Genomic DNA, 20,917 nt, shown 5'->3' with positions numbered 1-20,917 from the left:
GCCGCGCCGACGGGGGCATACGCGCTCCACTCGGGTCTCGGGGGCTCTTAGATCTCAACAAGCTACCGTCTCAGGCCGGTGCGTCCGCCAGCCCGACCGCCGGGGCCTGCCCGTGGGTCGGCGTGCGCCCGCGCCGACCCACCGGACAGGTTCTACGCTCGGCGGGTGCGGAATTCCGAGGAGCGTGCCGAGGGTGCGGGACCGTTCGTCTCCCGGCTGACCTGGCGCCTCGAAGAGGGCGGCACCGCCGTCTGGGAGTCGCGGGCGGCCCGTAAGCGCGGGACGCTCGCCGTACGTCCCGAGGGCGCCGCCGAGACCGGTGCGCGGCGCGCCGGCGCCACGGCGCTCGGCCGGCTGCGCAGGCTCAACGGCGTGGCCGCGGTCTCCTTCACGATCGGCGGGACCCTCTTCGCCCTGGGCGCGGCGCTCGCCCAGTTCAGCGCGGGCCCGGCCACCAGCGCCACGATCTACTTCGCCGGCGGGGTGTTCTTCACCCTGGGCGGCTATGCCTCACTCGTTCAGGCCATCAACGCCCCGCGGCGGGAGAGCACGGCCGGTTCGCTGACCACGCACCACTTCCGGTGGTGGAGCTACGAGCCGGGCCGGATCGACTGGCTCAGTACGTTCGTGCTGTTCGCGGGGACGCTGGTGTTCGGCGTCAATCTGCTGGACTCCTTTCTCCAGGGGCTCACGTCCCAGCAGCTGAACCGGCTGGTCTGGGCGCCGGACATGATCGGCTGTCTGCTGTTCCTGATCTCGGGTCATCTGGCGATCGCCGAGATCTGCCACGGCCGGCCGTGCGTCCACCGGCGCAGCCTCGGGTGGTGGATCGTCGCGGTCAATCAGCTGGGGTCGGTGCTCTTCATGGTCTCCGCGGTGGCCGCGTTCACCCGTCCGGAGACCGGCAGTGAGATCAGCGTCGGTGTCGCCAACTGGGGCACCCTCACGGGAGCCCTCTGCTTCGCGGTGGCCGGTGTGCTTCAGGGCTTCGAACGTCCCTGACATGCGGCCGACCGGGCCCTGTGTAAACGTGGAATGCACTGCATGGCCACCTGCGGGTCCGGTACGGGCGGCCAGGTTTCTCACAGTGAGGAGTGACCCATGGCCACTCAGAAGCAATATGTGGGCGGCTGGACGGCGTTCGCCGCGGTCCTGATGATTTTCGGCGGCGCGATGGCCTTCCTGGAAGGCATCTCCGCCATCGCCAAGGACCAGGTCTTCGTCACCACACAGAACTATGTCTTCTCCTTCAACCTCACGGGCTGGGGCTGGATCCACCTCATCCTGGGCATCATCATCCTGCTCGCGGGCGTGGCACTGCTCGCGACCGGGGCGATGTGGGCACGGATCATCGGTGTGATCCTGGCCGGCCTGGGTGCACTCGCGAACTTCCTGTGGATTCCGCACTACCCGTTCTGGGCCATCGTGCTGATCGCCATCGACATCTTCATCATCTGGGCGCTGTGTACGAACAGCCACCGCCACGCCGCCACCAGGTGAGCTGAACCCCTCCGGCACCGGCCATGGCCACCGGACCCAGCGCACAGGAACGCGCGGAACAGGGCAGGGCACTTCGCTCCGAAGTGCCCCGCTCCCGTCATGCGGACTTCCGGCCCACGGCGGACCGCGCCGATCCGGTGGACATCATCGAGCGGCAATCCGCGCTCCGCGTACCGGAGTTGGTGCCCATCCGCTACGGGCGGATGCTGGAGTCGCCGTTCCGCTTCTACCGCGGTGCCGCCGCCATCATGGCGGCGGATCTGGCGACGACCCCGTCGACGGGGCTGCGGACCCAGCTGTGCGGGGACGCCCATCTGCTGAACTTCCGGCTGCTGGCCTCCCCCGAGCGGCATCTGATGTTCGACATCAACGACTTCGACGAGACCCTGCCCGGGCCGTGGGAGTGGGACGTCAAACGGCTGGCGGCCAGCTTCGCCATCGCGGGCCGCGGCAACGGTTTCAGCGAGACGGTCCGGGCCGGCATCGTCCGGGCCGCCGGTGCGTCCTACCGCGACCGGATGCGCCAGTACGCGGACCTGCGGACCCTGGAGGTCTGGTACGCCCATCTCGACATGGCCGACGTGCAGGCCGAGGAGGCGCGGGAGCTGGGCAGCAGGGGCCGGGCGGGGCTGGCCCGGGTCATCGCGGAAGCCCGTACGCACGACACCGTGGAGGCGTTCCGCAAGCTGACCCGGAAGAGCGGCGGGCGGGCCCGGATCGCCGCCGATCCCCCGCTGATCGTGCCGCTGGACGAGCTGCTGCCGGAGGTGGAGCGTGACGAGTTGGAGGACCGGATCCGCGGGCTGATCCAGGGCTACGCCGGCAGTCTGCGCTCGGACCACCGGCGGCTGCTGGAGCAGTACCGGGTGGTCGACGTGGCCCGCAAGGTCGTGGGCGTCGGCAGTGTGGGCACCCGCTGCTGGGTCATCCTGCTGCTCGGCAAGGACGCCGACGACCCGTTGCTGCTCCAGGCCAAGGAGGCCGACGAGTCGGTCCTCGCCCCGTACGCCGGTGCGGCCGTCCACCACAACCAGGGCGAACGCGTCGTGGCCGGCCAGCGGCTGATGCAGGCCGCCAGTGACATCTTCCTCGGCTGGGACCGGGTCACCGGGATCGACGGCCGCAGCCGCGACTTCTACGTCCGCCAGCTGCGCGACTGGAAGGGCATCATGCCCGCGGACGAAATGGTCCCGGTGGGCATGCGGCGGTTCGCGGTGCGCTGCGGTGCCACGCTGGCCCGCGCCCACGCCCGGTCCGGCGACCGGATCGCGATCGCCGCCTACCTCGGGCGGGGAACGGTCTTCGACGAGGCGCTGGTGCGGTTCGCGGAGCGTTACGCGGACCAGAACGAGCGCGATCACCAGGCGCTCGTGGAGGCGGTCCGGGAGGGCCGGGTCACCGCCCGGCCGGGCTGAACCGGCGGGAGGCCCCGCAGCGGCGAGGGGCGTCCGCTGCCGCCGCCACCCGTTCGGCGCACCCGGTACCGCCCGGGATGTACGGTCCGTCCGCCCCGCCTAGCATGGTGCCGAATGGCTCCGATGAAGGCGGCCCGCATGCGCCCCACGGCGAAGTTCTCCATCAGCTTCGGCCTGGTCACGATCCCGGTCGCCGCGTACAACGCCACGGACACCTCCGCGTCGGTGAGCTTTGTGCGGATCCATACGGCGGACGGCGGACGGGTGCGCAACCAGCCGGTGTGCTCACTGGAGGGCGTGGAGATCCCCCAGGACGAGATCGGCCGGGGGTACAAGCCCGGGGACGGCGACACGGTCGTCCCGCTGAGCGACGAGGACCTGGACGCGCTGCCGCTGCCCACCGCGAAGACCCTGACGATCCTGGCCTTCGTCGCCGGCGGCGACATCGACCCGCTCCAGATGGGCAAGGGCTACTACCTGGGCATCGACAGCCCCGCCGCGGCCAAGCCCTATGTGCTGCTGCGGGAGGCGATGGAGCGGCATCGGCGCGTCGGGCTCGGCAAGATCGCGCTGCACGGGCGGGAGACCCTCGCGATGATCCGCCCGATGGAGGGCGCGCTGGTCATGCAGGTGCTGCTGTGGCCGCACCAGATCCGTTCGATGGACGGGGTGCTGCCCGAGCGGCAGGCGGCGGTCGCCCGTAACGAGGTGTCGGCGGCCGAGGCCCTGATGGATTCCTTCGGCGAGCTGTCCGAGGACGATCTGCACGATCACTACCGGGAGTCACTCGAAGAGATCGTGGCGGCCAAGCTGGCGCACCGCGAGCCGGAATTCCCGGCCGGCGAGGAGCAGCCCGCCGGAGAGGTCATGGATCTGATGTCGGCCCTCCAGGACAGCGTCCGGGCGGCCAAGAGGTCCCGCGGCGAGGACGAGGAGGCCGGCTCCCCGTCCGGCCGTACCGCGAAGAAGAGCACCGCGAAGAAGAGCACGGCGAAGAAGTCCACCGCAACCAAGACCGCCGCCACCAAGACCGCTGCCAAGAAGCAGCCCGCGGCGAAGAAGACCGCGGGCAGGGGTGGACGGCGGGCCGGCTGAGCCTCCCACGGGGCCCGGGCCGCCGGTGGCCGCCCGCCCCGCCTGTGCACATAAGGCGTCCGTCGCGGGGTACGCGAGCGTCATCGGGCCTTACTGCCAATACAGTTATGGAGGCTGACGCCATGGGTATCGGCGGATGCATCGGTCTGCTCGCGGTGGGGGCGATTCTCACCTTCGCGGTGGACTGGCACATGGCCGGCATCAACGTTGACCTGGTCGGCATCATCATGATGATCGTCGGCATCATCGGGCTCGCGACCTATGTGAGCATTCTGAAGCGGCGGCGCACCCAGCCGCCGTCCCCGGGCGCCCCGGTCGTCGATGTCGAGGACACCCGTTACTACAAGTAGTTCCCGGTCATGCGGACTTCGTTCCGCCGCCGTCCCGGCCCGTCAGCCGCAGGACGTACCGTCCTTCGGCAGGACCCCGTTCAGCAGGAAGTCATCGACATGGCGCTGCACACAGAGGTCTCCGGTGGTGTAGGCGGCATGTCCCTCCCCGTGGAAGGTCAGCACGACACTGGAGTTGCCCAGCTCACGGGCCATGTTGAAGGCACCCTCGTAGGGCGTCGCCGGGTCGTTGCTGGTCGCGACGAGCAGCAGGGGCGGCGCATCGGGCGCCGCGACCTCGCGGGAGGAGTCGTCGCCCGCCACCGGCCAGTCGTAGCAGTCCAGCAGGAGCGGGGCGATGTCCGGGCCGAAGAGCGGGGACGCCTTGGTGAGTTCGCGCTCCGCCCGGGGGTAGTCGTCGGCGCCATAGCGTTCCGAGGTGTCCCGGCACGAGATCGCCCGGAGGGCCAGCTGGTCCTGCGGCGGTAGCTCGTCCCGCCCCACCTGCGGTGCCGGGACCGTACGGGCGGCGCTGCCGCCGCCGCTCTCGCTCAGGCGGAGGATCCCGGCGGCGTCGCCCCGCCGCAGCTGCGCCAGCGCCTGGCGCAGCGCCGGCCAGTCGCTTCTGCTGTACAGGGCCTCCCGCAAGGCGTACACATAGGTGGTCTCATCCACCGTCTCCCCCTTCACCTTCATCGGCCGTTCGCTCAACTCCTGGTACCACGTGCGTAGTTGCTCCTGTGCCTGGCGCTTGTCGGAGCCCAGCGGGCAGCCCGTGCCCTGGAGGCAGTCGGCGGCGAAGTCGTCCAGCGCCCGCTGGAAGCCCCGGGCCTGGGCCAGTGCGGTCTGCCAGGTGTTCTTGGTCGGGTCCTCGACGCTGTCCAGGACCATCCGGCCGACCTTGTCGGGGAACTCATGGGCGTAGACCGCGCCCAGCTTGCTGCCGTAGGAGAAACCCAGGTAGTTGAGCTTGTCGTTGCCGACGGCGGAGCGCAGTACGTCCATGTCCCGGGCGACGTCGGGGGTGCCGACCCAGCGCAGCAGCCCGCCGGAGTACCGGCCGCAGGCTTCGTTGATGCGCTTCTCCTTCGTGGCGAGGCTGTCGTCGCTGCCCGTGGCGAGTTTGCTGCCGCAGGAGATGGGTTCGGTGTGGCCGGTGCCGCGCGGATCGAAGCTGACGATGTCGTAGCGCTGATTCAGCCGGGCGAAGGCGCTGCCGCTGTCGATCAGATAGTTGACGCCGGAAGCACCCGGCCCGCCGGGGTTGATCACCAGTGAGCCGAGGTGCTCGCCGGGCCCGGTCGCCTTCAGCCGGATCAGCTGGACCTGCATCGTGCTCCGCCGGGGGTTGGCGTAGTCCCGCGGCACCTCCATCCGGGCGCACTCCAGGCGTTCCCGGAAGCCGGGCGGCTGGGAGGCGCCGTCGCTCCGCGCGCCGCTCTGGAGGTCCTGGCCACAGGGCTCCCAGGACAGTGTCTGCTGGTAGAACGGCGTCAGCCGCGGGTCATCGACGGCCCCCGCGGCCGGAGTTCCCGCGAAGACGCAGAGCAGCGCCACCACCGCCGCCAGGGCCGACAGCCGCAGCGATGTCATGCGCCGGCGAACACACCGCGCTCCCCCTACTCCCACACGAGACGGTGCACGGCGTGTTCCCGGCATATTCCGAGCCTAGGGCCGTCGCGCAGCTCCCGCACACCTGCCGTGCGCCCGCCTCCGCGACACCTCTCCCGGGTCGGCGACAACCGACGGTCACGGCGTCATGACCCGGCCACCCAGCGGGACCGGGCCCTCTCACAGCGTGGTCCCGGGGGCATTTCAGCCCGCTCAAGATGCGGAGGTCACGACTCCGACCACTCTGGAAAGTAGGGCAGAACGATGCCACCGCGTGGCGGGGCCCTGCACAGACGTCCATCGGCTGCACGGCCGGGAAAAGGTGACGTACCCATGAATGACGGAACCAAGGTCCTGCTGGCCGCCGCTTTGGCCGGTGGCTATGTGCTGGGCCGGACGAAGAAGGGCCGGTTCGCGCTCACGGCGGCGTCCTATATCGCCGGGCGTCAATTCGGGCTCGAACCACGCCAGCTCGTGGCCCAGGGGATGCGCAAGCTCAGTGAGATCCCCCAGGTCGCAGAGCTGGGTGACCAGCTGCGCGGAGAAGTGCTGGACGTCGGCCGGAAGGCCCTGACGACCGCGGCCAACCGCCGTCTGGAGACGCTCGCCGACACCCTTCACGACCGTACCCGCGTGCTCGAATTCGGCCCGGAGGAGGAAGAAGAAGGGGAGGAGGAAGAGGGGGAATCCGAGTATGCCGAGGAGGAAGAGCCGGAGGAGGAAGAGGAAGAAGAAGAGGAAGAGGAGCCGGAAGAGGAGTACGACGAGGGCGAGGGCGCGGAGGAGGAGCCCGAGGAGGAGGAAGAGGAGCCCGAGGAGCGGCCCCGTCGGCGTACGCCACGAGCCGCCGCACAGAAGCGGGGTGCGCCGCCCGCCAAGAAGGCCGCCGGGAAGCAGGCGGCGGCCGGCCGGAAGACCGCGGCGAAGAAGGCCGCGCCCGCCAAGAAGGCAGCGGCAAAGAAGACCACGGCAAAGAAGACCGCCGCGAAGAAGACAGCCAAGAAGGCACCCGCCAAGAAGGCGGCCCCGGCAAAGAAGACCGCGGCCAAGAAGACCGCCGCGAAGAAGACGGCAGCGAAGAAGACCGCGGGCAGGACGACCGCGGCCAAAAAGACGGCAGGCAAGGCCGCCGCCAAGAAGGCTCCCGCGAAGAAGACTGCCGCGCAGAAGAAGGCAGCCCCTGCGAAGAAGAGCGCCAAGAAGACAGCATCGCGCGTCGGACGCCGGAGGTAACCGGTCATGGCCAAGACGGGACAGGACAACGTGGGCTCGGGCCTCGATCGGCTGCGAGAGGAACTGGGGAACTACGCGACACAATGGGTCGGGAACCTGGCCGAAAAGGCCGGCGACAAACTGACGGATGTGACCGGACAGCTCACCGATGTCGCCGAGAACGGCGGATCGCTGGGCAAGATCGCGGGCAATCTCCTGGGCGGTGACTCGCCCGTCAAGGCCGCCGTCAAAGGGACGGCGGAGAACGTCAAGGACACCGTCACCGGAAAGGCCAAGGAGCTCTTCGGCGGCGGAAAGGGAAAGCGCAAATCAGGGGACCAGAAGGTCACCAACATCATCGAAGTCCTCGATGTCGGGGTGCCGCTGCGCACCGCCTACGACCACTGGACGCAGTACGAGAAGTTCAGCGGCTTCACCAAGGGCGTCCGCAATGTGTCGCTGCACGATGAGACGACCAGTGACTGGAAGGCCAAGGTCGGTCCGTCGACACGGGGCTGGAAGGCCACCGTCCAGGAGCAGGTGCCGGACGAACGCATCGTCTGGACGTCCGAGGGCGCCAAGGGAACGACCCGCGGTGCCGTCAGCTTCCACGAACTGGCGCCCAATCTGACCCGCATCGTGCTGGTCGTCGAGTATTACGCCTCGGGATTCTTCGAGAAGACCGCCAATATCTGGCGCGCCCAAGGCCGGCGGCTGCGGCTGGACTTCAAGCACTTCCAGCGCTACGTCACGCTCACCGACGAGGAGCCGGAGGGCTGGCGCGGCGAAATCCGCGAGGGCGAGGTCGTACGGACCCACGAAGAGGCCATCGAGGACGAAGAGGCCGAGGAACGCGAGGGCGAAGAACGCGAAGGCGAGGACGAGGAAGAGGAATACGACGAGGACGGCGAGTACGAGGACGAGGACGAAGCCGCGGACGAAGACGAGGAAGGCGAGGAGGAAGGCGAGGAAGAAGAGGAGGACGAGGACGAGGACGGCGAATGGGATGAGGAAGAGGAAGACGAGGAGGAAGAGGAGGAATGAACGCCGCACTCGTGAAATCACTGGACGCGCTGGGCCGTTGGGAGCAGCTGGACGCCGTGATCGGCCCGGTGCAGCGGGTGGTGCGCGGCCTCCCCCTGGGGCGCTTCCGCGATGTGCTGCACGGCCTGCCGATCGGCCATCCGCTCCATCCGGCGCTGGTGCAGCTGCCGATGGGCGCCTGGATGTCCGCGGCGGTGCTGGACACCGTCCCGGGTACCCGGCGCGGCGCCCGCCTCCTGGTGGGGGTGGGCGTGCTGTCCGCCATCCCGGCCGCCTGGGCCGGCTGGGTGGACTGGGCCGAGCAGCACGAGGACCAGATGCGTACCGGGCTGGTGCATGCGGCGTCGATGGCCCTGGCCATCGGCCTGTACGCGAGGTCCTGGGTGCATCGCGGCCGCGGCAGCACCGCGCGCGGCAAGCTGCTCGGGTTCGCCGGGCTGTCCGCGGCCGGCGCCGGCGGCCTGCTCGGCGGGCATATCGCCTTCCGGCAGGCCGCGGGCGCCAACAAGACGGAGCCGGTACCCCACCTGCTGGAGGAGGGCTGGCACCCCGTGGGCAGCGTGGAGGACTTCCCGGTCGGCGAGGCCGTGCGCCGGGAGCTCGGTGAAGTGCCCTTGCTGGTGGTGCGTCAGATGGGCGGTGAGATCCATGTGCTGGCCGGGCGGTGCAGCCATCTGTCCGGACCGCTGACGGACGGCACCCTCGCCGACGGCTGTGTGACCTGCCCCTGGCACGGCAGCGTCTTCCGGCTGGCGGACGGCGCGAACCTCGCCGGCCCGGCGACCGCTCCCCAGCCCTCCTTCCGGGTGAGCGTGGAGGGTGACGGCACCGTTTACGTGCGGTTGCCCGGCGCGGGCTGAGCCGTTCGGGCGAACGCCCTGCTCAGCGGCCGTACGCCAGGCCCGCCGCGGGCCCCCGCCCGCTACCGTCGAAGAGCGTGCGCGGCCGGCCCCGCCCCGTGGGGCTGCGCCCCGTCCGTGCCGGTCCGCGTCCAGTGGAAGGGCTCATCATGCGTATGCTTCCGGCCGCTCCCCCGATCGCAGGGCTCACCGCTGTCGTCACCGGCGGCTCGCGGGGGCTCGGGCTGCTCATGGCCCGGCAGCTGCTGCGGCGCGGCTGCGATGTCGTGCTGCTGGCCAGGGACGAGGCCGAACTGGGCAGGGCCGTCGGGAAGCTGAGGCAGTGGGGCGGCGGGACGGTGCGCGCCGTGGTGTGCGATGTACGGGACCGCGCGGCGGTGCAGGACCGTCTCGCGGAAATCGCCGAGGAGCACGACGGGCTGGACATCGTCATCGCCAACGCCGGCATCATCCAGGTCGGCCCCGCCGACGCGCTGGGCTCCGACGGTTTCGACGAGACGATGGACTCGGTCTTCAACGGGGCCCTGAACACCGCGCTCGCCGCCCTCCCCCATCTGCGGCGCAGCCCGGCCGGTGGCCGGCTGGCGCTCGTCGGGTCGGTCGGCGGCCTGCTGGCGGTGCCGCATCTGCTGCCGTACTCCTGCGCCAAGTCCGCGGTGGCCGCACTGGCCGAGGGGCTGCATGCGGAAGAGGCCCCGCACGGTGTCACGGTGACCGCGGTGCACCCCGGTCTGATGCGCACCGGGTCGCATCTGCACGCCCTCTTCGGCGGGGACCGCCGCCGGGAGTACGCCTGGTTCTCGGCGCTGGCCGGGGCCCCGGTGCTGTCCATGAACGCCGAGCGGGCGGCGGAGCGCATCGTGACCGCACTCCAGCGGCGGCGGCCCCGGATCGTGCTGACGCCGGCGGCCAGGCTAGGCGCCACGGCGCACGGGCTGGCCCCGGTGACCACCACCCGGCTGGTGTCCGCGGTCGCCCGGGTGCTGCCCCGCAACGGTGCGCGGGGCACCGTCGACGGTTCGACGGTCGCCGCCGGGGAACGGCCACCGGCCCGTCGGCTCCGCGGTGTCCTCGGCGCCCTCAACGAACGGGCGGCGGACCGCTTCAACCAGCGGTGAGGGTCCGTACGGGCGGCGTGTGGCCGGGCCCGCGACGAAGGCCGATCCCAGGCGCCGGCTCCGCTCCCGGAGCGGCTCAGGAGCGGAGGCCGCCGCCGCGGTCTCCGGGCACCTCGGCCACCAGGCCCTCTTGCGCCGCGGGTGAGGGCGGCGCGCTCGCGTCGGAGTAGCAGCGCCAGAAGACCTGAAGGGTGAAGTCGGGGTCCTGGGTCTCGGTCAGCGGCCGCAGGCCGGGCAGCGCGGTGAGCAGCGGGGCGAGTTCGCGGCCGGTGCGGTGATGTTCGGGGACGGGGTGGTTCCCGTGCACGGTGACGAGGGTGCCGCCGGGTGGGCGTATTTGCGCTGCTCGTACCAGCGTCCGGCGAGGTCCCAGGGGTCGACCGCGCCGGCGTACATCGCCTCGAAGTAGGCGGGCGGCGTACTCATCGGCAGGCCGCCTGCCAGGTGCCGGGCACCGGTGCGACGGCCGGATCGGCCACCCGCGCGGCGAACCGCCGCCGCCCCTGGTCACCGTCGGTCGTCACATCGGCTCCTCACCGGAAGTGGTCCGGTCGCCTCAACAGTCTGCGGTGATCCGCGCACACCTCGCACTTCGGAATCGGCCGGACCGCGGCGGCGGAATTCGGAAAGCGAGGCGTCCCGGTGTTTCCTGGCGGAGTTGCCGGGCACGCGGACTGGCACGACAGGAAGAGCCGACCTGTGGTGAAAGGAGAATGCATCGTGGCTGCGAGCAATTCCCCCGCCTATACCGTTCCCGGTATGACCGAGGCCGAAGGGGGAGAGGTCATCGGACGGCTGCGGATGAGGCTGCACGCGCTCAATGACCTGGCCCTCACTCTCAAGCATGTGCACTGGAATGTCGTGGGGCCGCACTTCATCGCCGTCCACGAAATGCTCGATCCGCAAGTCGACGCGGTCCGTGCCATGGTCGACGCGACCGCGGAGCGCATCGCGACGCTCGGCGGCTCCCCCACCGGGACACCCGGGGCGCTGACCGCCGAGCGGAACTGGGGGGACTACTCCGTCGGCCGGGCGCAGGCCATCGAGCACCTCGGTGCGCTGGACGTCGTCTACTCGGGCGTCATCGAGGACCACCGGGCGGCGGTGGCCGCCACCGAGGGCATCGACCCGGTGACCCAGGACCTGCTCATCGAGCATCTGCGGTCCCTGGAACTCTTCCAGTGGTTCGTCCGGGCGCATCTGGAGAGCGCCGGCGGCACCCTCAGCACCGGCTCCGCCAACGGGCTGTCCGAGGCGGGCCGGGCGGCCGCCGAGCAGGCGCGCCGGCAGCCCTGACCGGGGCGCCGCGGGTGGCACACCCGAGGGCGCCGGCCCCGCCGTCGCGAAAAGGCGACGGCGGGGCCGCGGTGGTCAGTGCTTAAGACTGTCCCGGCCCTTTTCCACCGCCTGCTTCACTTTCCCCATGGCCTGTTCCGCCTTGCCGCGCCTTTGGAGGCCCTTGTTTCCGAGGGCTCTCCCGGTCGTCTCCTTGGCCTTTCCCTCGACGATATGGCCGAGGTTCCTGGTCTTCTTCGCGATGCCCATGGCGTGCTCCCTTCAGGGTTCTTCGGCGGGTGGCAGCAGGGTCCCGAGCGGCCCCAGATCCAAATTGAGGTCTTGCATCGTCAGCTCATAGCGGGCGCAGAGTTCCACCATGCGGTCGTGCAGAATCATCAGCGTCGCTCCCAGGCGTTCCTCCTGTTCCTCGGTGAGGTCCCCGGCATCGACGCGTTGCAGGGCCTGGCGTTCCATCAGCTGCCGCAGCAGCTCGACCAGGGTGAGGACGAGCTTGATCAGATCCCGCTCCACCGTGTCGGGGTCGGCGCTGATCCGGTGCGCCGGATGCCGGGCCGCCGGGCCGCCGGGCATCGGAATGTCCTGCGGTGCCGCGGGCAGCAGACGGAAGGCCCGGTCGGCCGCGTCGGCGACATCGTCGAACCGGTTGCCGGGCCGGCGGTCCTCAGCCGTCATGGTCGTCCCGTACCGGGGATGTGAGGGCGGACCACGGGGAGGGGTTCTGTTCGCTGATGGAGACGATCAGGGCGCGCAGCGAGATGCGGACCAGGTCGATGTCGGCGATGGAGAGCACGACATCGCCGGTGAGGACCACGCCACCGCTGAGCAGCCGGTCCAGCAGATCGATCAGCGCGATCTGCCGGTCCGGCAGGGGTTCGTCCGTCGTTGCCGGCGGCCCGCCCGCCGGCCTCATGGCGCGGCCCCCCGCACCGGTTCGGTCTCGGGCGGCGTGGCGAAGGAGTACGGGGCCCAGGGCCCGGTGACCTCCACCCGCACCCCGGACAGCCCCTCGGCGGCCCGGCTGACGTCCGCGCGGAAGCTCTCGGCCTGCCCGAGCGGCACGAGGTAGGCGTCGTTGACGACGTTCTCGCCCGGGCCGCGGGCGAGTTCGCCCTGCTGCACCCGGTGCTGGACCCGGTCGACGGCATGGCCGCGGGCGGCGGTCTCGACGCGCCGGGCGACCTCTTCGGCGTCGCGGTAGGCGTCCTCCCGGGCGTGCCGCTGTGCCTTGCGGTGGCTGAGGTAGGCCCGTCCGGGGCTCAGGCCCGCGTCCGCGTCCGGGGGCGGCGTGGCCGGCCGGTCGGTGGGCGCGGGCGCCTCGACATAGATCTTGACGCCCCACTCGGTGTGCGCGGCCAGCTCGGCCAGCCGGCCGGCGAACGCCTGCTGACGGGCCTCCAGCATGCGCCGCACCCGCTCGTCGTCGAGATACACCGTCGCCAGCCGGAGCGGCAGGACGGTGGTACGGGCGGCCAGCGCCTCGATCACCCGGTGATGGGCGCGGGCCACCGACTCCAGCCACTCCAGATCCTCCAAGTTGGCGCGCAGCGCCGCCTCGTGGAAGTCCTCTTCGGGCACCGGGCTCACGGCGACCACCACGTCACCGCGCTCCCCGGCCCGCACCAGATGCACCGGTGCGTCCGCGACCCCCGGCAGCCCGGACAGCGCCTCCGTCAGCGATCCGCCGGCGTCCTGCGCGACCGCGTACGCATAGCTGATGACCTCGGTCATGAGGTGTCCCGCCGCTTCTTGCCACGGGGGCGGGGCTCGGGCCGCTTGGCGCGGGTGCCACGGGCAGCGGTGGCTCGGCGGGCGGCGGGACGGGGCTTCTCCTCCTCGTCCGCGGCCTCGGCCTCGCCCTCGTACTCCCCCTCGTCCTCGTCCTCGTACTCGTACTCCTCCTCGTCCTCCTCCTCGGCCGCGGGCAGTTCGTCGCCTTCGCGCAGGGCCCGGATCTCGGCGCGCAGCCGTTTGTTCTCGTCGGCGAGCGAGCGGTAGCCGTCGGACGCGCGGGACGAGAGCGAGGGGTCGTGCTCCCACCAGTCGATGCCCATTTCCTTCGCCTTGTCCACCGAGGCGACCAGCAGGCGCAGTTTGATGGTGAGCAGTTCGATGTCCAGCAGGTTGATCTGGATGTCGCCGGCGATGACGATGCCCTTGTCCAGGACCCGCTCCAAGATGTCGGCAAGGTTGGCCGACGAGCCCTGCCCGCCGTACGGGCCGGCCCGGGAGGGATAGTCGCCCATCCGCCTGGCGACGGGTTCGTTCACGGCCGCTGCACCTCGATTCCCGGTGTCGCGACGGGAGCACGGGGCGGCGCTCCCGTTCCGCGGCGGCCACCGCGGTCAGCTGTTGGTGCCCTGGGCATGGGCCCTGATCTCGTCCAGCCGGTCCAGCAGCTCGTCCTCGCGCCGGTCGAAGGTCTCCTCGGAGATCTCTCCCGCCAGCAGCGCGCGTTCGAGCTCGGCGAGCTCCCGCTCGATGGGTTCGGGGTCGTAGTACTCCTGCTCCGCGGCGTCGAGGGCGCGTTCCATGACCCAGGCCACGCCGCGCACCGGCGCCAGCGGAAGGGTGGCAAGGTGACTCAACAGGCCCATGAGGACCCCCTAAACGAAACTGTAGGCGGGCAGCGGGCCGAGCAGCCGGAGGTCGAAGTCCTCCCCCAGCTCCTTGGCGAGATCCCGCTGCGCACTGAGGAAGCTCTTCTCGTTGTCCTGCTCCACCAGGAAGGACACGCTCAGGAAGTCGTTCCCGGTCGGTGGCGAGGTGCGCTCCTCCCGGGCGAAGCCGCGCAGCGCGTCGAGGACCCCGGCGGCGAGCTGCTCCTGCCGCGCCTGCACTTCCTGGGAGACCATCTCACCGAGGGCGAGCGGGAGTTCGGGCGTGGCGTCGCCGCTTCTGATCTGCTCGTTGAGCTGTCGTGCCTGATCCGACTCCGTGAGGATCTGCCGCAGCAGCGCATCCTCGTCCTGGGCGGCCTTCAGGTGGTATTCGACGCAGCCCTCCAACGCCTCCAGCCGCTCGGCGAATTCGTCCGCCCGCTCCTTCAGGACGGCCCGTACGGCCTCGTCGTCCGTGGTCGTGAAGCCGAACTGCAAGGGCAGGATCGTGCCGTCGGTCATCAGCCGTTCCTGGACGGCCTGGTGCGCGCCGAGGTCCCGGCGCTTGGGCCGCAGCTCCTCCGGGGCGTCGCTGACGACGGCGGACAGCCGCTTGCTCTGCACCGTGCGGAGGTCGGACGGGGGGTCTCCCACCCCGTGGAGGCCCTCCAGGTTCTGCGGATGGGTGGTCGCGAGGATGGAGTAGACGTAGACCGACATTCCTCACTCCTTTCGGCGCCGGGCCGGCCGGCGGGCGGAGCGCTCGCGCCGCTCGGCGGGCTCCTTGCGCCTCGACTCGTGCTCCTCGTCGTCATCGCCGCCGCCCTTGAGGGCATCGGTCACCGCTTCCGCGGCCCCGGACAGCGCGCCCTTGGTCTTGCCGTGCGAGCCGCCCTCGGTCACCTCACCGACGAGGTCGGTCAGCTGGGAAGGCGCCTTGCGTCCCGACTCCAGGTCGAGGCGGTTGCATGCCTCGGCGAAGCGCAGGTAGGTGTCGACGCTCGCGACGACGATGCGGGCGTCGATCTTGAGGATCTCGATGCCCACCAACGACACACGCACAAAGGCGTCGATCACCAGACCGCGGTCCAGAATCAGATCGAGGATGTCGTAGAGGTTTCCGGAGCCCGCGCCGCCACCTGCGGCAACGGCACCTCCGCTTTGCGGCACCACAGTCACGGTGCCTCCCTTCACCGGCTCGCTCCGACCTGCGGAGCGGCCGTCTCGTTCGCCCGGCGAACGGTCCTGGGTGGCTTCCCGGGGCCCTATCGGCGGTCGATCTGGCCGCGGGTGTAGCGGCGGGTGCGCTCGTACGCCACCAGTTCGCCTTCCTTGTCCAGCATCACCCGGTAGGTCGCCATCACGCTGGTCGTCCCGGGGACGCGTTCCAGCTCCAGGACTTCCACGTCCGCCTGCCAGCCGTCCTCGGTCGGCTGCACCGCGGAGACGGACTCGGGGGCCCGCCCCAGCAGTTCCTTGAGCTGGTCCGCCGCGTACCGCATGGCACGTGGCGCCGAGACACGCCGTCCCGTGCGCGGCGGTTCGCTGTCGCTTTCGCTCTCGCGGTGGCCCGCCCGGACACTGCCGGCGCTTTTGGCGGTCTTTTTGACGGTCTTCTTGGCGGTCTTCCTACTGGACGGACGCCGAACTCGTTCGGTCTCGTCCTCTTCGCCTGTGGCCATGTTCCTCTCCGAAATCGGAGGCGACATGCTGCCCGCGCCACTACAAAGAGGCGCCACTTCATGATACGCGGCTTGAGCTGAGCGCATCTTGGCGCCGAAGTGCCTGGTCCCGAGGCTGCCGGCAGCCGTCCGGCACCAGCCCGGCACCGGTCCGGCAGCGAGTGCCGCGGCCCGGTGAGCGGCGTAACGTCAGCACTGTCCCGGGAGAGACGTCATGACGGTCTCGGCACGGGGAGAAACCGGCGGGCCGGAGTGGGTCTCGATGGCACGACGACACTGCGCAGGTGCGCGATGACCGGCGAGGCCGGTCCCGGCCCGGCGGGCGACCCGGTGGGCCGGGCGCTGCTGCGTGCGATGGAGGAGACCGGGGCGTCCGTCGGCGGGGTCTATGTGCTGGCCGCCGACGCGCCGGTCCTCCAGCTGACCGTCATGAGCGGGGTACCGGCGCCGTTCCTGGCGCCGTGGGACCGGGTCGCGCTGGCGGCCCCCATCCCGGTCGCCGTCGCCACCCGTGAACAGCGCCTGGTGTGGGCGGGCGGCCAGCAGCAGATGGCCCGCGACTTCCCGCGGACGGCGGTGGCGGTGCCCTACGACTTCTCGCTGGCGGCGGCCCCGGTCAGCAGCCCGGCCGGCAGCCTGGGCGCCTTGCTGCTGCTGTGGCCCGCCGACCATCCGTCCGAGCTGTCGGCGGCGGAACGCGACGCGGTGACGGCCGCGTGCCGGCGGCTGGCGGCGCTGCTGGCCCGGCACCCCCGGCCCGACGGCTCCGGTCCCACCGAGGCGCCGCGGGTCCTCACGCCGCCGCCGGCGCGCGCCGTGGGCCCGGCCGAGGCGCTGGCGGCGGCCGACTACCTGGAGCGGCTGCCCGGCGGCTGCTGCGCCCTCGACCTGGAGGGACGTATCACCCTGGTCACGCAGGGCGCGGCGGAGCTGCTCGGCGAGAAGGGCACCCGGCTGACCGGCACGCGCCCCTGGGAGGCGCTGCCGTGGCTGCGCGACCCGGTCTTCGAGGACCGCTACCGCGCCGCGGTGATCAGCCGCCGGCCGACGTCGTTCACCGCCAGCCGGCCACCGCACCACTGGCTCACCTTCCGGCTCTTCCCCGACAGCAGAGGTCTGAGCGTGTGGATCAGCCCGTCGGACAAGGACTACGGCCCGGTGACCCCCGAACCCGCGCAAGGGGAGACCGTGCCGGTGCGGGCCGGGCAGATCTACCACGTGCTGCATCTCGCGGCGGCCCTCACCGAGGCCGTGGGAACGCAGGACGTGGTCGATCTCGTCGCCGACCAGATCGTGCCGGCGTTCGGCGCCCAAGGCATGATCATGTACGTGGCGGAGGCCGGCCGGCTGCGGACCATCGGGCATCGCGGCTACTCCGCCGAGGCGGTCGCCGCCTTCGAAGGCGTCGCCCTCGGCGCCGCCAACAGCCCCGCCGTCCATGCCCTCGCCACCGGGGAGCCCCGCTTCTTCTCGTCCCCCGAGGAGATCGAGCACGACTACCCGGGACTGCCGCGGCTGACCGGCAAGGCGGCGCGGGCCGTGCTGCCGCTGATCGTGTCCGGCCGTCCGGTCGGCTGCTGCATCCTCGCGTACACCCGGGCCCGCACCTTCAGCCTGGAGGAACGCCAGGTCCTGACCTCACTGGCGGGGCTGATCGCCCAGGCGCTGGACCGGGCCCGGCTGTACGACACCAAGCAGCAGCTGGCGCACGATCTCCAGGCCGGCCTGCTGCCGCACGGGCTGCCACCGGTGCCGGGGTTCGCCGTCGCCGCCCGTTACCTGCCGTCGACCCGCGGTATGGACATCGGTGGCGACTTCTACGATCTGATCCGCCTCAACGAGCACAGCGTCGCCGCCGTCATCGGCGACGTCCAGGGCCACAACGCGGCGGCGGCCGCCCTCATGGGGCAGGTCCGCACCGCCGTCCGCGCCTACGCCACCGCCGGGGCCGCGCCGGACGAGGTGCTGGCCCGGACGAACCGGCTGCTGACCGATCTGGACCCGGGGTTGTTCACCAGCTGTCTGTACGTCCACATCGACCTGCGCACCCGCCGGGCGCGTCTGGCCGGTGCCGGCCATCCGCCGCCGCTGCTGCGCCACCCCGACCGGCACACCACGGTGCTGCATGTGCCCCCGGGGCTGCTGCTGGGCATCGAGCCCGGGGCCCGGTACTCCGCCACGGAGATCACCCTGCCGCCGCGGTCCGTCCTGGCGCTCTACACCGACGGCCTGATCGAAACGCCGGGGGCCGATCCGGACCGCTCCGTCGCCGACCTCGCCGGACGCCTCAACGACGCACCGCCCCTGGGCCCGGACCGGCTCGCCGACTCCCTCCTGGAGATCCGGCACGGCGACGCGGACCGGCAGGACGACGTGGCCCTGATGCTGCTGGCCGCGCTGCCGGCCGGACCGGCCGCAACCGCTTGAGCCGCGGGGGGCCTGGATAGCGGGCCGACAGCGGATGAGACACCTAGGTGTGCGTCCTGGGAAGGATTTTGACACCCCGTCACGTCAGTCCTCCAGCGTGCGCGGTGCTGCGCTGCCGCGGTGGAGTGCGCGCTGTGCCCGGCCGAGGACGCGGGTCGGTGTGCGGGTGCGCAGCGCCGCGCGGGCCGCGTTGGCGCCGGGGGCGCCGTGCACCCCGCCGCCCGGGTGGGCCCCGGCGGAGGCCAGGTAGAGGCCCGCCACGGGGGTTTCCGGACGGGCGAGACCCGGCAGCGGGCGGAACACCAGCTGCTGGTGGAGGGCGGCCGTACCGCCGTTGAGGGCGCCCCCGTGCAGATTGGCGTCCAGCGCCTCCAGCGTGGGCGGGGCGAGGATACGGCGCGCCTTGATCCGGGACCGGAAGCCCGGCGCGAAGCGCTCGACCTGCTCCTCCAGCCGGTCCGCCATCGCTTCCTGGTCCCCCTGGCCCCAGGCGCCGCCGATCCCGTCGTCCCCCGCGTCCCCCCGGATCCGGTGGGGCACATGGGTGTAGGCCCAGGCCGCCTCGGTGCCCGGCGGGGAGCGGGTGGCGTCCGCGGTGGTCATCTGGCCGAAAAGCGCGAACGGCCGGTCGGGCACCTGGCCCGCGGCGATCTGGGCGGCGAAGCGGGTGAGTTCGTCCATGCCGTCGGCCAGATGCACGGTGCCCGCGGTGGCGGCGGCCCCGGCGGTCCACGGCACCGGGCCGCCGAGCGCCCAGTCCACCTTGAAGGTGGCGAAGTCCCATTGGAAGCGCCGCAGGTCCGCCGGCAGCCGGCCGGGGAGGTGCCGGGAGTCGACCAGCCGGCCGTACAGGGCGGGCACGGACACATCCGCCAGCACGGCGCGGCGGCCCGGCACGGTCTCACCGATCGCGGTACGCACCGCTACCGCGCGCCCGGAGCGTACGACGATCTCGTCGACCCGCTCCCCGCAGCGCAGCACCCCGCCCCGGCGGTGCAGGCGCCGCACCAGGGCGGAGGTGAGCGACTGGGCACCACCGGCCGGTACCGGAAAGCCGTAGTGCTGGCCGAGCATCGACATCAGCCATCCGAAGCCGCCACTGCCGGTGGCCTCGGGGGCGAGGTCGGCGTGCAGGGCGTTGCCCGCCAGCAGCAGCCGGCCCGCCTCGCCGTGGAACTCCTCCTCGCCCAGGCGCCGTACGGGCAGCAGCAGCATCCGCGCCAGCCGCAGCCCGCCGGCAGCGCGGAGCCGGGCGGCGAGCCGGGCCAGGACGCGCAGCGGCGGGAAGGGGGTGAACAGCGCGTCGAGGAGGTCGCCGCCGACCCGGTCCCAGACGTCGCACAGTTCCTGCCAGGCCGCGCCGTCGCCGGCGCCGAAGGTCTCCAGCCCCGCCACCGTGCCGGCCGTGGCGCGGCCCAGCAGCGCGCAGCGGCCGTCGGTCAGCGGATGGGCCAGCACCTGGGGCGCATGACTCCAGACCAGCCCCTCTTCGTACAGCTTCAGGGCGCCGAGGACCGGGGAGGCGACGGCCAGCGGATAGAACGAACTGCACAGGTCGTTGACGAAGTCGGGGTGCACCGCACGGTCACTGCGGACCGCGCCGCCCGGCTCCTCCTGCTCCTCCAGCACCTCCACCGTCCACCCGGCGTCGGCCAGCAGGTTGGCCGCGACGAGTCCGTTGGGTCCGGCACCGATCACCACTGCGTCCGGCATCGCTGCCTCCTGTTCGCCCGGCCGTGGTGCACCCGCCCGCCCCGGGCGGGACGCCGGTCAGGCTCCGCCGGGTGTGCGGACCGGGGCCTCTTCGGCCACCTCGGCGAGCCTGCTGAGCATGCTGCGGTGGCGCAGCTGAAGCAGCAGGTCGAGCGCCGCGTTGTGCAGCCGCCCGCCCGGTCCGGCCAGGGGGTGTTCGTCGACGATGACCAGGGAGTCGGCGCCCCAGGGACGTACCTCGACGGCGATCCGGGCGGTGCCCAGCCGGCCGCTGTCCACCTCCAGTTCGAGGGTGCGCGGCGGATCGCTGTGGCGGACGACGGTGTGCCCGGCGGCCTCCCAGGGCCCCAGGCGCACGGTGTATTCGAGCGTGGCGCCGACCTCCGGCCAGTCGCCGTCCTTCGGCCGCGAACGCGCGGTGCCGACCACCCAGTCCTGGTAGCGGGAGCGGTCGGCGAGCACCGCCCACAGCTCCTCGGGCGACCGCCTGATCAGCTGGTGTCGTACGGCCACGAGCCTTCCACCGCCTCACCGCACTCGGTCGCCGGCTTCCTCACCCAGCGTAGAGCGCGCTCCGGGGCCCGGCCTCCCGAGCGGTACGGCCGTCCGGGCCCGGCGGCCGCGGCCAACCGGGCGGTCCGGTGTGGCCGGGCGCTACGGCTGATCTCCGCCGACGAGCGGTTGCCCCAGGGGCAATACAGGATCAAAGTGATGAATACACACGCATGCCAGATCGGAGCGCATCGTGATCGTTCTCGGAATCATCCTGCTTGTCATCGGGTTCCTGACCGGCATCGGCATTCTGTGGACCATCGGCATCATTCTCGCCGTCATCGGCTTGATCCTTTGGGTCCTCGGTGCCATGGGGCATGCGGTCGCCGGCCGCAAGCACTACTGGTAGCCGGACGGCTCCGGGCCGGGGGGGGGGGGGGGGGGGCCGGGGCGCGCCCCGCCCGCGGGCCGGCTGGTGGGGGGGGGGAGGGTGTGGGGGAAGGGGGGTGGGGAGGGGGGGGAG

At 71.7% G+C, this 20,917-nt stretch carries 25 protein-coding genes; 12 read left to right on the top strand and 13 right to left on the bottom strand.

From position 1 onward, the window contains the following. Window positions 1–165: 165 nt before the first annotated feature. From ACFWJW_RS35930 to ACFWJW_RS35910, 5 genes are all read left to right on the top strand, one after another. On the top strand, window positions 166–1,002 hold the full coding sequence (locus tag ACFWJW_RS35930) for a hypothetical protein (protein ID WP_387249140.1): 837 nt from the start codon (window positions 166–168) through the stop codon (window positions 1,000–1,002). Window positions 1,003–1,101: 99 nt separating this feature from the next. Next, the gene (locus ACFWJW_RS35925; protein WP_387249138.1) at window positions 1,102–1,500 is read left to right on the top strand and encodes a hypothetical protein; all 399 of its coding nucleotides are present in this window, start codon (window positions 1,102–1,104) and stop codon (window positions 1,498–1,500) included. A 23-nt stretch (window positions 1,501–1,523) separates the two neighbouring features. Beyond that, the gene (locus tag ACFWJW_RS35920) at window positions 1,524–2,915 is read left to right on the top strand and encodes a DUF2252 domain-containing protein (RefSeq protein ID WP_387249136.1); all 1,392 of its coding nucleotides are present in this window, start codon (window positions 1,524–1,526) and stop codon (window positions 2,913–2,915) included. Window positions 2,916–3,053: 138 nt separating this feature from the next. After that, window positions 3,054–4,010 carry a Ku protein gene (locus tag ACFWJW_RS35915; protein ID WP_387249146.1) on the top strand — a complete coding sequence of 319 codons (957 nt, stop codon included), beginning with the start codon at window positions 3,054–3,056 and terminating at the stop codon, window positions 4,008–4,010. 122 nt (window positions 4,011–4,132) lie between these two features. Continuing rightward, window positions 4,133–4,360: a DUF6458 family protein gene (locus tag ACFWJW_RS35910; RefSeq protein ID WP_042160310.1), complete on the top strand. Its 228-nt coding sequence runs from the start codon at window positions 4,133–4,135 to the stop codon at window positions 4,358–4,360. Between the two features lie 42 nt (window positions 4,361–4,402). Here the strand turns inward: ACFWJW_RS35910 and ACFWJW_RS35905 are convergent, their stop codons facing one another. Beyond that, complete coding sequence (locus ACFWJW_RS35905) at window positions 4,403–5,932, bottom strand: alpha/beta hydrolase (RefSeq protein WP_387249134.1); 1,530 nt, start codon at window positions 5,930–5,932, stop codon at window positions 4,403–4,405. 351 nt (window positions 5,933–6,283) lie between these two features. Here ACFWJW_RS35905 and ACFWJW_RS35900 point away from each other — a divergent pair, with 351 nt between their 5' ends. The 4 genes from ACFWJW_RS35900 to ACFWJW_RS35885 all read left to right on the top strand — a co-directional run bounded on the left by ACFWJW_RS35900 (window position 6,284) and on the right by ACFWJW_RS35885 (window position 10,184). Next, a complete protein-coding gene (locus tag ACFWJW_RS35900) occupies window positions 6,284–7,183 on the top strand; it encodes a histone protein (RefSeq protein ID WP_387249132.1) in 900 nt (299 codons plus the stop codon). Between the two features lie 6 nt (window positions 7,184–7,189). Continuing rightward, on the top strand, window positions 7,190–8,206 hold the full coding sequence (locus ACFWJW_RS35895; RefSeq protein ID WP_387249131.1) for an SRPBCC family protein: 1,017 nt from the start codon (window positions 7,190–7,192) through the stop codon (window positions 8,204–8,206). Further along, window positions 8,203–9,066, top strand: a complete 864-nt coding sequence (locus tag ACFWJW_RS35890; RefSeq protein ID WP_387249129.1) for a Rieske 2Fe-2S domain-containing protein — start codon at window positions 8,203–8,205, stop codon at window positions 9,064–9,066. Before ACFWJW_RS35895 ends, ACFWJW_RS35890 begins: the two co-directional genes overlap by 4 nt. 149 nt (window positions 9,067–9,215) lie before the next feature. Next, window positions 9,216–10,184, top strand: a complete 969-nt coding sequence (locus ACFWJW_RS35885; RefSeq protein WP_387249127.1) for an SDR family NAD(P)-dependent oxidoreductase — start codon at window positions 9,216–9,218, stop codon at window positions 10,182–10,184. Window positions 10,185–10,260: 76 nt separating this feature from the next. On the opposite strand, the gene ACFWJW_RS35880 is transcribed toward ACFWJW_RS35885, so the two are convergent. Continuing rightward, window positions 10,261–10,491, bottom strand: a complete 231-nt coding sequence (locus ACFWJW_RS35880; protein WP_387249125.1) for a hypothetical protein — start codon at window positions 10,489–10,491, stop codon at window positions 10,261–10,263. A 452-nt stretch (window positions 10,492–10,943) separates the two neighbouring features. Here ACFWJW_RS35880 and ACFWJW_RS35875 point away from each other — a divergent pair, with 452 nt between their 5' ends. Next, window positions 10,944–11,480 carry a Dps family protein gene (locus ACFWJW_RS35875; protein ID WP_387249144.1) on the top strand — a complete coding sequence of 179 codons (537 nt, stop codon included), beginning with the start codon at window positions 10,944–10,946 and terminating at the stop codon, window positions 11,478–11,480. A 75-nt stretch (window positions 11,481–11,555) separates the two neighbouring features. Here ACFWJW_RS35875 and ACFWJW_RS35870 read toward each other — a convergent pair whose 3' ends face one another. From ACFWJW_RS35870 to ACFWJW_RS35830, 9 genes are all read right to left on the bottom strand, one after another. Then, window positions 11,556–11,729, bottom strand: coding sequence for a CsbD family protein (locus ACFWJW_RS35870; protein WP_387249123.1), 174 nt, complete (start codon window positions 11,727–11,729; stop codon window positions 11,556–11,558). Between the two features lie 12 nt (window positions 11,730–11,741). After that, window positions 11,742–12,155, bottom strand: a complete 414-nt coding sequence (locus tag ACFWJW_RS35865) for a gas vesicle protein K (RefSeq protein WP_387249121.1) — start codon at window positions 12,153–12,155, stop codon at window positions 11,742–11,744. Further along, window positions 12,145–12,393, bottom strand: a complete 249-nt coding sequence (locus ACFWJW_RS35860; protein WP_387249119.1) for a gas vesicle protein — start codon at window positions 12,391–12,393, stop codon at window positions 12,145–12,147. The genes ACFWJW_RS35865 and ACFWJW_RS35860 overlap by 11 nt, the downstream gene beginning before the upstream one ends. Next, complete coding sequence (locus tag ACFWJW_RS35855; RefSeq protein WP_387249117.1) at window positions 12,390–13,211, bottom strand: GvpL/GvpF family gas vesicle protein; 822 nt, start codon at window positions 13,209–13,211, stop codon at window positions 12,390–12,392. Before ACFWJW_RS35855 ends, ACFWJW_RS35860 begins: the two co-directional genes overlap by 4 nt. Beyond that, window positions 13,208–13,726: a gas vesicle protein gene (locus tag ACFWJW_RS35850; protein WP_387249142.1), complete on the bottom strand. Its 519-nt coding sequence runs from the start codon at window positions 13,724–13,726 to the stop codon at window positions 13,208–13,210. Before ACFWJW_RS35850 ends, ACFWJW_RS35855 begins: the two co-directional genes overlap by 4 nt. Before the next feature lie 99 nt (window positions 13,727–13,825). Continuing rightward, window positions 13,826–14,077 carry a gas vesicle protein GvpG gene (locus tag ACFWJW_RS35845; protein ID WP_387249115.1) on the bottom strand — a complete coding sequence of 84 codons (252 nt, stop codon included), beginning with the start codon at window positions 14,075–14,077 and terminating at the stop codon, window positions 13,826–13,828. A gap of 9 nt (window positions 14,078–14,086) precedes the next feature. Then, on the bottom strand, window positions 14,087–14,800 hold the full coding sequence (locus tag ACFWJW_RS35840; protein ID WP_387249113.1) for a GvpL/GvpF family gas vesicle protein: 714 nt from the start codon (window positions 14,798–14,800) through the stop codon (window positions 14,087–14,089). Between the two features lie 3 nt (window positions 14,801–14,803). Continuing rightward, the gene (locus ACFWJW_RS35835) at window positions 14,804–15,259 is read right to left on the bottom strand and encodes a gas vesicle structural protein GvpA (protein ID WP_387249111.1); all 456 of its coding nucleotides are present in this window, start codon (window positions 15,257–15,259) and stop codon (window positions 14,804–14,806) included. An 86-nt stretch (window positions 15,260–15,345) separates the two neighbouring features. After that, on the bottom strand, window positions 15,346–15,762 hold the full coding sequence (locus ACFWJW_RS35830) for a gas vesicle protein (RefSeq protein ID WP_387249109.1): 417 nt from the start codon (window positions 15,760–15,762) through the stop codon (window positions 15,346–15,348). 291 nt (window positions 15,763–16,053) lie between these two features. Here ACFWJW_RS35830 and ACFWJW_RS35825 point away from each other — a divergent pair, with 291 nt between their 5' ends. Then, on the top strand, window positions 16,054–18,189 hold the full coding sequence (locus ACFWJW_RS35825; protein ID WP_387249107.1) for a SpoIIE family protein phosphatase: 2,136 nt from the start codon (window positions 16,054–16,056) through the stop codon (window positions 18,187–18,189). A gap of 84 nt (window positions 18,190–18,273) precedes the next feature. Here the strand turns inward: ACFWJW_RS35825 and ACFWJW_RS35820 are convergent, their stop codons facing one another. Continuing rightward, window positions 18,274–19,902, bottom strand: coding sequence for a phytoene desaturase family protein (locus ACFWJW_RS35820; protein WP_387249106.1), 1,629 nt, complete (start codon window positions 19,900–19,902; stop codon window positions 18,274–18,276). A 57-nt stretch (window positions 19,903–19,959) separates the two neighbouring features. Next, the gene (locus ACFWJW_RS35815; RefSeq protein ID WP_387249104.1) at window positions 19,960–20,415 is read right to left on the bottom strand and encodes an SRPBCC family protein; all 456 of its coding nucleotides are present in this window, start codon (window positions 20,413–20,415) and stop codon (window positions 19,960–19,962) included. Window positions 20,416–20,647: 232 nt separating this feature from the next. Between ACFWJW_RS35815 and ACFWJW_RS35810 the strand changes: the two genes are divergently transcribed. Further along, a complete protein-coding gene (locus ACFWJW_RS35810; RefSeq protein WP_387249102.1) occupies window positions 20,648–20,803 on the top strand; it encodes a DUF6131 family protein in 156 nt (51 codons plus the stop codon). Window positions 20,804–20,917: the final 114 nt, after the last annotated feature.

The sequence above is a fragment of the Streptomyces sp. NPDC127097 genome (genome assembly GCF_042724075.1).
Classification (GTDB): Bacteria; Actinomycetota; Actinomycetes; order Streptomycetales; family Streptomycetaceae; genus Streptomyces.
Note: the sequence above shows the minus strand (reverse complement) of the source record. Positions and strands in the feature narration are given on the sequence as shown.